Origin of the sequence: Clostridium perfringens ATCC 13124, from assembly GCF_000013285.1 — a bacterium.
GTDB classification, from domain to species: Bacteria; Bacillota; Clostridia; order Clostridiales; family Clostridiaceae; genus Sarcina; species Sarcina perfringens.
The window spans coordinates 1,695,536-1,708,361 of record NC_008261.1 but is presented as its reverse complement, the minus strand read 5'-3'; the positions used below and the strand labels follow the sequence as shown (position 1 = coordinate 1,708,361).

The following is a 12,826-nucleotide window of genomic DNA, read 5'->3' as shown; positions in this document are numbered from 1 at the left end:
AATTTAAAATAATATATTAGTTAGTTATAAATAAATTAGTATATTACAAATATCTTACTTCTCATCTAACAAAAATCCACGCCATATATGTCGTGGATTTTTTTGTGTAATGAATACTGGATTATATTAATAGTTATAAAAAGGTTATGCTAGTTGTAATGAATAGAAAAAAATAACTTGTATAAAATAAAAGTGGATGTTTGTAAAATGCTAAAAATTTATATGAAAATAAAGATATGAAAAGTATAGAATCAAATTTATATGAGAATAAATGTAAAAATATAGTTGTCATTTGTGAAATAAGTGAAATAAATCAATAATATTTTTTATAGAAAAATTGAGAATTTCTATGGTAATGAATTTTTTAGAGTATTAAGTATATCACAATGAATATATGTGATAATGTAAAGAGAATTATAAATTATATATTAACACGTTTTTGTAAAATTATATCATTTTATATATAAAAATAGTGATTTGATAATTAATGTAATTATATGTATAATTATAGTAAATAATTATGTTTAAGGTTATAAAGAGGAGTAAAAAATAATGGATTATATAAAAATACCTAAACGATTCGAGCAAAAATTAGAAAAAGATCCAGATTACAACAGCATAGTTAATGAAATAATTCGTAGATTTTCACCTATTATTAAGGAAAACAAGCTTGAGTTTTTTCCTGAGTATACTGATCATGGATTTTTACATATAAATAAAACTTTAGAAATTGCAAATAGAATTATTCCAAGTAAAACATTTGATAAGTTAAATACGTTAGATATAAGCATGATAATATTATCAATTTTTCTTCATGATTTAGGAATGCATATTACATATGAATTTTTTATTGAGTTAATTCGTGGTGAATCAAAAAAAACTATTGATATAAGAGTTGATAAAAAAACATGGGATATACTATGGGATGAATATTTTTCTGAAGCAAAGCTTTGGAGTGTTAAGAAACTTAAGGCTATATTTAATGATGAATTTGAAATAAAGCAACCACCTACAAAAAGGGGAGATGCAACAGAAAATGATAAGAAATTTATTGGTGAATTCCTAAGGAGAAATCATCCAAGATTAGCATATGAAATATGTGTATTTGGATTCTTGGAAGTTAATGGAGAGAGAATGGAGTTCTCAAAAAATTTAGATAATAAATTGAAAATGTTATTGGGATTTATAGCAAGAAGTCATGGTATGAATTTGTGGGATGTTTTTCAATACATAGAAGATGAATTTGGAAGAGCGCAAATACGAGCGCCAAAAAATGTACATGCTATTTATATTATGGTGATTCTTAGAATGGCAGACTATTTAGACATAGATAAAAGTAGAGCTAATACACCTATACTAAAATTTAAAAAAATAAATAGTATTATTTCGGAGCTAGAATGGAAAAAGCATAATGCTATTGATTATGTGGCTATGGAATATCAAGATGATCCAGAATCAATTTATGTATATGTTAATGAGATTACACAAAGTAAAATATATTTATCTATTAGAGATCTATTGAAAAATATGCAAAACGAATTAGATACATGTTGGGCAGTTTTGGGAAAAGTATATGGTGCATATGAAAATCTAAAACTTTCTTTTAGAAGAATACATTCTAATATTGATAATAAAGAAGTATTTTTAAAGTATATAAATTTTATTCCTGAAAGAGTTAAATTTGATTCAAATCCAGATATTTTAAAACTTTTAATTGAACCTTTATATGGTAAAAATCCAGCGTACGGAATAAGGGAGCTATTACAAAATTCTATAGATGCGTGTATAGAGAAGGAAAGAGTTTATTGTGATAAATATGAACCAAAAGTTATAATTACAATTTCGGATGATCAAGAGTATATAATTGTAGAAGATAATGGTATAGGTATGAATAAAGATATATTAATAAATTATTTTCTTGTAGCAGGGGCTTCTTTTAGAAATAGTGATGTTTGGAAAAAAACTTATTGTTCTAATAATAAGTCTATAATACCTAGAAGTGGAAGGTTTGGCGTAGGAGTATTTGCTAGTTTCTTACTTGGAAATGAAATTTTAGTTGAAACATCAAGAATGGGAGAGGAAATAGAATATAAATTTGAGGCAAATATTGATACGGATCAAATTGAAGTATTAAAAACAATTGTTGACAGTAATAAATCTGGAACAAAAATTAAAATTAAATTGGATAAAACAGTTATAGAACAGTTAAAAGAACAATATGAGAATACTGTAAGAGGAGTGAAATGGAATTGTTGGTATTTTGCTGAAAAACCTAAACTTATAATAAATGTTCCACCATTATGGAGAAAATATTCAATAAACGATGGGATTATAGTTAGCTTATATAATGAAAATATAGAATCTTATTGGAAATCAATAAGACCAGATGGATACTATAGAGTAGATTGGACATATAAAATATATAATAAACTTATTTGCAATGGAATAATTATACCAAATGATTATAGCGCTTACACTTTTAAGAGATATAGATTTCCAAGTAATTTTTTACTACCTACAGTTTCAATTGTTGATAGCGATGCTAATTTACCTTTGAATTTAGATAGAAATGGAATAAGTAGCAATAAAATTCCATTTGAAACAGAACTTGTAAAAGATATTTATACTGATATTATAGCAAATCTATTAACTATGGAGAATATTAGTGAGCTAAATACTCAACAATTAATAATTAAAGAAACAAAGTTTTTACATCCAGCTATTAGAAAAAGAGAGTATAAATATCATAGTTTGGAATCTGAAGATTTAATATTAACAAAGAAAGGATTTAATTTATGTCATTATTATAATTTAGAGAGATTAGATATTAAACTTATTAATAAAATGTGGGTAAACAGTGATACCTATGAAATAAATGATAAGGAATTAATTTCAAAAATTGATCAGTTAATAGTATCCAAAGAAAATATTTCTTCTATTCAAGATTTTAAGCAATGTATAGATTGTAATTTTCAAGTAAACTTAGGACGGGATTATGATTTAACAAATATAAGAGCTTTTATTAAAAAAGAGGATTTTAACTATATATTTGCAAAAGGTAAGAATAGAATGAGGGGTGGTTTCGAAGCTAATATACATATTGAAAGTGAAAGTGACAACTGGTATTGTATAGTATATGGAGATGTTCCAGATTCAAAGCTTAATATTGAATATTTTGAAAGAAATAGTAGTGATATAAATTTATATGTAGAATACTATTATACTATTTCACAGTATTATCAGAGTTATTATAATGAAACTACTATTTTTGAAGATATTATGGCAAAGTATTTTGGTGAAGATATTTATATTCCATATGATATTAATATAAGAATAGATAAATTTAATACAGTACTAAAAGAATTTAAAAAATATTTACCTACAAAATAATTTTTAAAACAGACAGTAAGTTGATAATTTCTATATATAATATTAGGAATGAAAGTTAATAATAGAATTTTTAATGGATAAATTTTTTAGTTGTTTTTATATTTTGAGGTATTTTAATTATAAATAAAAAAGAGAAAATTATTACATAAAATTAGAAAAATTTTTAAATAGAGTTATTTAGAAAGTATTTAGAAAAGAATTTACATTCACTTTTAAATAAAAGGAGTATTAAAATACAAACATATAGATAACCATTATATGGTAATTATATATTTGTATAGTTATATTAATAGTTTTTATAATTTGGAATTGATGACTATGAGAATTTATTATAATACTATTTTAAATTGTATAAAAGATTATAAACTGTTAGAGAAATAATAATTATAGAGAAACTATAAAATGTATTTATTTTAGAGTTTCTCTATTAATTCTTATCTAACATTATTTAATTCTTACTAAATACTTTATGACAGTAGATTCCTATCTTTTGTGATATATATCCTAATACGTTTCCACAAAGTAGTGCTGGTATTACAGCTTGCCAGTTTCCGTTTAATCCAAAGGTTGAGAAGCAGCCACAGAATGCTCCAGAGATAAATTCGAATTTTTTAAGCTTGGCTTGTATTACCATCATAAAAGAGAAAAAGGCTGTTAAAAAATAAGACCAATATTCATTTGGGAAAATAGATGCTCCTTTTATAATAAGCAGGGCGTAAATAATTCCTGTTGCATTTGAGCAAAGAGATCTAAAAAGTCCTTTAGCCATTCCACCTGAGGAATAATAACTAGTCCAACCAACAAAGCCAGTCCAACTTACCATTCCAAATACTGCTGCCATCCATGCCCAAACTCCAGATAGTATACCAACACTGATAGCCACATATACAAGTACGTCCATAGAAAAATATCCTCCTCATTAGTATCTTATAAACTTAATCTTAATGTTTTGTATCGTACCTTAATATTTTATCCAAAAGTAAACCTTTAATCAACTTATTAATGTGTTAAAATATAAATAGTTTATAATAGATATTTTTAAAAGGAGACGTAGATTTTGTCTTAGAGGATTTAAGCGGATTTTAGTTTAGAGATTTAGAAAGAGAAGTAGTTTTAAAGAGAGTAAGAGATAAATAAAAAAGTTAAAGGTGAATTTAAAATAACCTATATAATTTGAAAAATAATTTTTTTTATAGGAGTAGTATTTTAATATTATCTGTAAAGGAGAACTTATGGAAAATACATGGGAGAAAAAGTGGGTAGAGGATATTGAGTATTTAAAAGAAGAGCTTAAGAAAAGGCATAAAAATCTATTTGCTTATACAGCGGAAGAAAGTTTTAATGAAAAGATAGAGAATTTAAAAAACATGGTTAATGAACTAGATTATGAAGAGATGAAGGTTGAAATATCAAGGATTGTGGCTTCTTTAAAGGATGCCCATACTTCACTTATATTTCCTGCTAAAAGGTTTATTCCATTAAAATTTTATTGTTTTAATGATGGGGTATATATTATAAATACCTGCAAAGGGTATGAAAACCTGTTGTTTAAAAAGGTTTTAGCCCTTGGTGATATGAAGATAGAAGAGGTTTTAGAGGAACTTTCTAATATTATTTCCTTTGAGAATGAGTATTTCTTTAAGGCTCAAAGCATGAAATATATGCAAATAGCAGAGGTTTTATATGGACTTTTAATAATTGATAATATGGATAAAATAAAAATAACCTTAGACGAGGGAGAATATGAGGTTTTAAGCTGTTCCTTTGAGGATTTAGTTTATACAAATAAAAGAGTTCCTATGTATGCTAAAAATGATTTTTCTAATCTTTGGTTTGAAGTTTTGGAGAGTGGAGAGTTATACATAAAATATAATAGCTGTAGGGAGAATGGAGAGGAAAGCATAGGAAAAAAGATTGAAAATATAATGTGTCTAATTGAGAAGGAAAACATAGAAAAGGTAACTGTAGATTTAAGAAATAATTTAGGGGGAGATTCAACACTTTTTACTCCTTTAATAGAGTTTTTAAAGAGCAATGAAAAGATAAATAAAAAGGAAAATTTAAAAGTTATAATAGGAAGAGAAACTTTTTCTTCAGCCCTTTTAAATGCTTATACCTTTAAAAATAGTACTAATGCAAAAATAATAGGGGAACCTAGTGGAGGAAAGCCTAATTGTTATGGGGAGATCTTAAGAATTACTCTTCCTAATAGTAAGCTTGTAATTACTTATTCTACAAGATTTTATAAACTTATAGAAGATGATTTAGTTATGGCCCTTTATCCAGAGGAGGTTGTTTTAGAGTCAATAGAAGATTATATAAATGTATAATTTTTTATAACCACATGAATATGTTGTATAAATATATTCATGTGTTTTTTTTATGGAAATTTGATTCTTATAAATTAAGGTGATATAATTACCTAGGTAATTATTACTTAGGTAACTAAATGAAAGGAGGAATAAAATTGAATTTATATGGGCATAAAGTGAATCAACTAGCTAGAAATTTTACTAAGAAATTAAATGAAAAGATTGCTCCTCTTGGGCTATATTCATCACAGTGGAGTATTATATTATATTTACATGAAAAGAAACAGTGTACCCAAATAGAAATAAGTCAATATCTTGGGGTAGAGGCTCCAACGATTACTAGGACATTAACTAAGATGGAGAAAATGGGCTTAGTTATTAGAACTGAAGGGAAGGATAAGCGTGAAAGAATTATAAATTTAACAGAAAAGGCTTATGAAATGTTTCCTAAATGGTTTGAAGAAGCCAAGAATATAGAAGTAGAGGCTATAAATAATATTAATAAAGAAGAATTAGAGATTTTTAATAGTGTTTTAGAGAAAATGATGAACAATTTAGATTAATAAATATAAAGTTTAGTAGAAAATATAGACTTTAAAAAGGAGTGTACATGGATAAAACTATAATAAAACAATTATTTAAAATTAATAAAACTCCTTTTCCTTGGAAAAAAGCAATAAATGCTGGAATCTGTGCAGGATTTCCAGTACTTATAGGAGTTCTAATAGGTCAAATTCGTTTAGGATTATTAGGTGGAATAGGAAGTTTTTCATATTTATATGTTATAAATGAGCCTTATGCTCAGCGTGGTAAAAAAATATTTTTTGCAGCCCTTGGTATTAGCTTGTCAGTTGCTTTGGGAACTTTATTAGCTCCCTATCCAATACTTATTATATTAATGGTAGGTTTAATTGGAGGGATTACAATTTTTATATTTGGTGTTTTAAAAATACCAGGACCTTCTTCAATGTTCTTTGTATTAAGTTTTTTAGTATCAACAGGAATGCCTGTTAATCAGTCAGAAGCGTTTATAAGATTTTTTGTTGTGCTTATGGGAGGACTTTTTGCATGGTTAATGAGCATGAAGGGGTATTTTTTTAATCCACATGGTCCTGAAATAAAAGTTATTAAAAGACTTTATTTAACCTTAGCAGATTTTAGTGAAGCCATTGGAAATGAAGATATTAATGATATAAGAAATAAAACTGTAAATGCTTTAAGGGAAGCGGAGGAAATTCTTTTAACTGGATATATTCCATGGAAGAATTCATTCTTATTTAATAGATTATACCTTTTAAATGAAGAGGGTAATAAATTATTTTTAGAAATGCTTGAGTTGCATGTTAACAAAAATAAGAAGTTGCCAAAAGAATTTAGTAATATGATAAGAAAGTTAGCTATGGCAATTGACTTTAAGGATGGAGACAAGCTTAAGATAGATTCTTATGAAAACTTAGATATGGATTACCATAAGCTTTTACAAATAATTTATGATACTGAAGCTATCATAAATTTGCCATTAACATACATTGGAAGAAGTATTAAAATTTCAAAAACTTCATTAATGAGTAAGGTTAAAAGAGCTTGTAATAAAGATTCAATAGTATTTATTAATGCAATTAGATATGGGGGTGTTCTTTCTATATCAGCTATAATAGCCTTTAGTTTTCCTTTTTCAAGGCCATACTGGATACCTTTATCCTGTGCTGCTGTCATGTCAGGTTCAACTATTATATCAACCTTTCATAAATCAATTCAAAGATCCTTTGGTACAATTATTGGAGTAATAATAGCTACTATTATTTTAAAAACAAATCCAAATGGTTTTATAATAGTTATAATTAATATGATTTTAACAGCTTTAACAGAGCTTTTTATTGTAAAAAATTATGCCATAGCAGTAATGTTTATTACGCCAAATGCTTTACTTATAGCAGAGACTTCAACACAAATACATAATATTACTTATTTTGCAACAGCACGTATTACTGATATAGTGGTAGGTTCTTTAATAGGTTTAATAGGTATTTATATTTTTGGACGACGCTCAGCTTCTAGTAGATTAAAGGATTTAATAGTAAAATTAATACATAGTCAAAAGAATTTATTAGTTCTCCTATCAACTAATGATAAAGAAATTAACAATAAAAAGATAAAAGATATGAAAGAAAAAATGGGTGTAGACTTAATGAATCTTAAGGTGGCCTATAACACTGCCTTAGGGGAAGTTCCTCGTAATGAGGAAATGCTTGAAATGCTATGGCCTGTATTCTTTTCATTAGAGCACATTAGTTATTTACTTTCTAAGTATTGTACAACTAAGAAATATTTAAATTTATCTGATGATGAATTAGCCCAATTATTACTTGTATTAGAGAAAATAGCAATATCTATTGAGCAGGGAATAGATGTAAAACCTAAAAAGGTTCCTAATATAAAGGAAATATCTCAAATTTGCGAAGAATTTAATTCTATACAAAGGGTATTTTATATTAAATCTCATAAATAATAGACTTTATTTATTATGTTCAACCTTAACTTTTTAATTAAAATTTAAAGTTGAACATTTTTTAATAAAATTTTAAAAATGCATAAAAATGCGTATTTGGATGTTCGAAACGTATTCATATGGTTAAAATTAAAATAAGTTTTATTTCTTCTTTCAATTTTAATATTATTAAGCCTTTACATATATTTAAAAGAAATTTATAATTGAAATGTTTATAAATGTGTCGAAAAGATGTACGAATTAATATTTTTTTTAAAAATAAAACTGAATAAGGATTTTTTTGAGAAATATTAAAAACAATCTACTAAAAGTGTATTTATTGTACCATATGCACAAGATAATAATATTAAACTTATGGTATGTAACAAGGAGGAAAAAATGAAATATATTATTGGAGTTGTAGGATTAATTGTTATTTTAGCACTTGCGTGGATTGGAAGTAGTGATAAGAAGAATATAAAATATAAACCTATATTTTTAATGCTTATTTTACAATTCGTATTAGGATTTATACTGCTAAATACTCAAGTAGGAAATTATTTAGTTGGAAGTATAGCAAATGGTTTTGATGTGCTTCTTGCATGTGCAGGAGATGGAGTAAACTTTGTATTTGGTGGACTAGTTAATAATGATCAATTTTCGTTCTTTATTAGTGTTCTTTTACCAATAATCTTTATTTCTGCCTTAATTGGTATTTTACAATACTTAAAAATACTTCCTTTTGTAATTAAATACATAGGCTTAGTTTTAAGTAAAATTAATGGCATGGGTAAATTAGAGTCTTACAATGCTGTAGCATCAGCTATACTTGGACAATCAGAAGTATTTATTTCTGTGAAAAAAGAACTTGCTTTATTACCTAAACATAGATTATATACTCTTTGTGCATCAGCAATGTCAACAGTATCAATGTCTATAGTTGGTTCTTACATGGTTTTATTACAACCTAGATATGTTGTAACAGCAATTGTTCTTAATTTATTTGGTGGATTCATTATAGCATCAGTTATAAATCCATATTCTGTATCAGCAGAAGAGGATATTTTAGTAGTTGAGGATGAAAAGAAACAAACTTTCTTTGAAGTACTTGGTGAATATATCTTAGATGGATTTAAGGTAGCAGTTATAGTAGCAGCTATGTTAGTTGGATTTGTAGCAATCATTGCTGTAATAAACATGATTTTTAGATCAATCTTTGGAATGAGCTTCCAAGAGATACTAGGATATGTATTCTCACCTTTTGCATTCTTAATGGGTGTACCTTTAAATGAGTCAATACAAGCTGCCAGCGTAATGGCAACAAAGCTAGTATCTAATGAGTTTGTTGCAATGAATTTATTATCAAGTGGAACTTTAAATTTATCAGCAAGATCAATTGGTATTGTTTCAGTATTTTTAATTTCTTTTGCAAACTTCTCATCAATTGGAATTATTTCAGGAGCAGTAAAGGGGCTTAACCAAGAACAAGGAAATGTAGTTGCACGTTTCGGACTTAAACTACTATATGGTGCAACATTAGTAAGTATGTTAACAGCAACTATTGTTGGATTAATTATATAAATAAATTAAGTTTGTTTAGTTTATATAGTAAAATGTAATGAGAAATGAAAACAGCAATAATATTTAAAATATTATTGCTGTTTTTTATGTAGAAATATTTTTAAAAGTTTAAATTATTCTTTTTTTCTTGCTTTAATTTTAAAAGTACTATATTGAGATGGGATATAGTATTTGTTAAATAATATAGGAGGGGAATAATCATTAGCATATAATGTTTCTAAGACTAAATCGCATTGATTTCCTCCAACAAGCTTATATTTTGGATTTAAGGAGTTACCAGCAGAGGAATGCTTTATTTCTAATATAGAACTTTCTGATATTTCATAGGATTTATGTTCAAGAAAGTCTAGTAGCTCACTTTCATTATTTAAATCTATTTTAAGTTCTTTTATGGTTTCAACAGATATAAAGGTAAAAGCGTAGGCTAAAACTTTATTTTTGCTTTTATAATAACGTTCACAAGCAACTACTGCTGTGGAATCCTTTTCTAAAACCTGTTTAGTATAATCACTATCAAGTTCTAAGCGGAATACAAATTCAATATCTTGAATTTTTTCAGTATGACACTTGTATATAGGATTTCCTATTAACTCTAAGAAATCTCTTTTAGCACATTTTTCTGGAGATATTATAAAATTCCCTTTACCTCTTATATTTTTTACTAAACCGTCATCTTGTAGTAAAGCAAGTGCTTGACGCAAAGTCATTCGGCTAACCCCAAAGCTTTTTGCAAGTTCAGGCTCAGAGGGTAATTTTGAATTTAAAGGGTATTCCCCATTAATAATCATTTTATATAACTTATCATATACAGATGTATAGAGCAATTTTTTTGAAGTTTTAGTATCTTTTGTAGTGAGTTTCATCTTAACACCTTACTTATTTATAAAATTTATATTATATACAACCTTTAACAGAAATAGTATATCATAAATTTCTATTTATTTGAATTAATAGAGAATTATTTTTAAGTAGAGATGATAAAAATATACAAGTTAAAATAAGGTAAATTATATATATTATAGGATAAAACATAAAAATAAGGGATAAAATAAAGCTTTATAAAGGGTATTGAAATTGAAATAAAGATATGATAGTATTAACTTGTCTAAAAAAATAAGCAAAACTTAGACAAGTTTACTTACTGCTAAACAAGTTGATTTTAGTATGTTCTGTAAACGATTATTGAGGGAGGATGAAGTAAAAAGAGTAGACAAGTTTATAATGATTATTAGTAAGCTATTATTTAAGAAGCACAAATGAAAAAGAAAAGAGAGGATTTAAAATGGACATTTCACTTAATACTTTAGAAAATGTTGAAGAAGTAAAAATAAAAAAAGCGGTACCTGCTGTATTAGCTTTAATGATTTTTGCTTTAGTTATTGACAACTCATTTAAAATTATTTCACCAGATTTGGCTAAAGCTTTTAACATATCAGCCACTGCTGTTAGTTGGCAAGTAACTTTAGCTGGATTAGTTATTGGTATTGGAGCTGTTGTATATGCTTCTTTATCTGATTCAATAAGTGTTAGAACCTTATTGGTACTAGGAATTATATTAATATGTGTTGGTTCACTATTAGGATTTATTTTTCAGAAATCATTTTTAATTATTGTTATTTCAAGAATAATTCAGTCAGCTGGATTAGGAAGTGCAGAAACATTATATGTAATATTTATAGCAAAGTATTTTAAAGAGAGTGAACATAAAAAATACTTAGGATTTAGTACAAGTAGTTATGCTATTTCACAGGTAATTGGTACAATTACTGGAGGATATATCTCAACATATTTAAGTTGGCAAGTACTATTTTTAATTCCATTATTAACTTTAGTAATATTACCTTTTATATTAAAATATATTCCTAAGGAAAAGAATAAAGCTGGTAATGTGGATTATATAGGATTTATATTAGTTGCAACAGTTGCAGCAACATTAATGATCTTTGTTTCAGGATTCCAATGGGGAGTTTTAATAGGATTTATAGTTGCACTTGCATTATTCCTTATATACATAAGTAAAAATGAAAATGCTTTTATAAGCATTAAGTTTTTCACAAATAGAAATTTTATATCAGTATTACTTGTAGCCTTTGTTATATACAGTGTACAACTTGCATTTATATTTATGTTCCCATTCTTAGTTGAATCTATATACAATTATAGATTAGACCAAATTTCATTACTTTTAGTTCCTTCATATGTTTTAGCTGCTACTGTAGGAGCTTTATCAGGAAAGGTTTCTAAGAAAATAGGAAGTAAGCAATGTATTCAAATGGCTATAGTAGGTATAATAGTGAGTCTTATTATAGGAGCTTTATTTGTAAAAACATCAGTTTTAGTATTTATTTTTGTAATGATACTATTCTCAAGTTCTTTTGCTTTAATGTATGCACCTATGATTGATACATTAACAAGAACAATACCTAAGGAAAAAACAGGAACTGCTATTGGTTTCTATAATTTCTGTTTAAATATAGCTACTTCAATAGGAATAACATATGTAGCAATATTTATGGAAACTAAGTATTTAGGAAAGAACTTTACTGGACTTTTCAGTGACTTAGTAGCTATACAATATAGTAATGTTTTACTAGTATTAGCAGTTATATCTTTAGTAGCACTTGTATTATACTGGACTTTAATCGGAAGAAGAGAGAAAAAGGACATATAAATAAAACTTTAAAATTTTATAAAGAATAGTTTTAAAAAACTAAGTGTTAAAGAGCCTATAGGGTGGTCCATTTAAAAGACTATCTTATAGGTTTTTTGTTTATAAAATTTTAGTGGATTATAAATCTATTAAGTTTTTGGATAAATTATTAAAAAAAATGCTTATTTATATTAAATTTATTATAAAGACTATAAAATTAAAAGAAATTATGATATTATAACTTTAAAAAAATGGGCAAAATTAGAGAAATCTAATGACGCAAAGCTATAGGGACTAAGGTTTATAACTATGTCAGCCAGTTGCCAAAGAGTGCATTAAGCTTTTTGTTTTATATTAATTATGGAGGAGGGTGTAGGTTAAAAATTTAAAATTTATTTTGTACAA

Annotated in this window: 8 protein-coding genes and 1 riboswitch; of the genes, 6 read left to right on the top strand and 2 right to left on the bottom strand. The window is 26.2% G+C overall.

Translation table 11 applies throughout. The annotated features are described in order from the left end of the window. Positions 1-552 precede the first annotated feature (552 nt). A complete protein-coding gene (locus CPF_RS07280; protein ID WP_011590740.1) occupies positions 553-3,390 on the top strand; it encodes an HD domain-containing protein in 2,838 nt (945 codons plus the stop codon). A 448-nt stretch (positions 3,391-3,838) separates the two neighbouring features. Here CPF_RS07280 and CPF_RS07275 read toward each other — a convergent pair whose 3' ends face one another. Continuing rightward, entirely contained in the window at positions 3,839-4,291 is a 453-nt protein-coding gene (locus CPF_RS07275; RefSeq protein ID WP_011590739.1) for a DUF1097 domain-containing protein, read from the bottom strand. A 331-nt stretch (positions 4,292-4,622) separates the two neighbouring features. Here CPF_RS07275 and CPF_RS07270 point away from each other — a divergent pair, with 331 nt between their 5' ends. From CPF_RS07270 to CPF_RS07255, 4 genes are all read left to right on the top strand, one after another. Further along, on the top strand, positions 4,623-5,720 hold the full coding sequence (locus CPF_RS07270; protein WP_011590738.1) for a S41 family peptidase: 1,098 nt from the start codon (positions 4,623-4,625) through the stop codon (positions 5,718-5,720). 137 nt (positions 5,721-5,857) lie between these two features. Then, complete coding sequence (locus CPF_RS07265; protein ID WP_041702676.1) at positions 5,858-6,265, top strand: MarR family winged helix-turn-helix transcriptional regulator; 408 nt, start codon at positions 5,858-5,860, stop codon at positions 6,263-6,265. 47 nt (positions 6,266-6,312) lie between these two features. Further along, complete coding sequence (locus CPF_RS07260; RefSeq protein WP_011590736.1) at positions 6,313-8,211, top strand: FUSC family protein; 1,899 nt, start codon at positions 6,313-6,315, stop codon at positions 8,209-8,211. Between the two features lie 378 nt (positions 8,212-8,589). After that, complete coding sequence (locus tag CPF_RS07255; protein ID WP_011590735.1) at positions 8,590-9,771, top strand: NupC/NupG family nucleoside CNT transporter; 1,182 nt, start codon at positions 8,590-8,592, stop codon at positions 9,769-9,771. Between the two features lie 113 nt (positions 9,772-9,884). Here the strand turns inward: CPF_RS07255 and CPF_RS07250 are convergent, their stop codons facing one another. Beyond that, positions 9,885-10,634 (bottom strand): GntR family transcriptional regulator, encoded by a 750-nt coding sequence (locus CPF_RS07250; RefSeq protein ID WP_003477901.1) that lies wholly within the window; start codon positions 10,632-10,634, stop codon positions 9,885-9,887. A gap of 419 nt (positions 10,635-11,053) precedes the next feature. Here CPF_RS07250 and CPF_RS07245 point away from each other — a divergent pair, with 419 nt between their 5' ends. Further along, positions 11,054-12,442, top strand: a complete 1,389-nt coding sequence (locus tag CPF_RS07245; RefSeq protein WP_003465811.1) for an MFS transporter — start codon at positions 11,054-11,056, stop codon at positions 12,440-12,442. 223 nt (positions 12,443-12,665) lie between these two features. Next, a riboswitch (cyclic di-GMP riboswitch) is annotated at positions 12,666-12,749 on the top strand. Positions 12,750-12,826 lie beyond the last annotated feature (77 nt).

Excerpts from the sequence above, each read along its gene's own strand:
- CPF_RS07280 (WP_011590740.1), top strand. The coding sequence starts at position 553 with ATGGATTATATAAAAATACCTAAACGATTCGAGCAAAAATTAGAAAAA.
- CPF_RS07275 (WP_011590739.1), bottom strand. The coding sequence starts at position 4,291 with ATGGACGTACTTGTATATGTGGCTATCAGTGTTGGTATACTATCTGGA.
- CPF_RS07270 (WP_011590738.1), top strand. The coding sequence starts at position 4,623 with ATGGAAAATACATGGGAGAAAAAGTGGGTAGAGGATATTGAGTATTTA.
- CPF_RS07260 (WP_011590736.1), top strand. The coding sequence starts at position 6,313 with ATGGATAAAACTATAATAAAACAATTATTTAAAATTAATAAAACTCCT.
- CPF_RS07255 (WP_011590735.1), top strand. The coding sequence starts at position 8,590 with ATGAAATATATTATTGGAGTTGTAGGATTAATTGTTATTTTAGCACTT.
- CPF_RS07250 (WP_003477901.1), bottom strand. The coding sequence starts at position 10,634 with ATGAAACTCACTACAAAAGATACTAAAACTTCAAAAAAATTGCTCTAT.
- CPF_RS07245 (WP_003465811.1), top strand. The coding sequence starts at position 11,054 with ATGGACATTTCACTTAATACTTTAGAAAATGTTGAAGAAGTAAAAATA.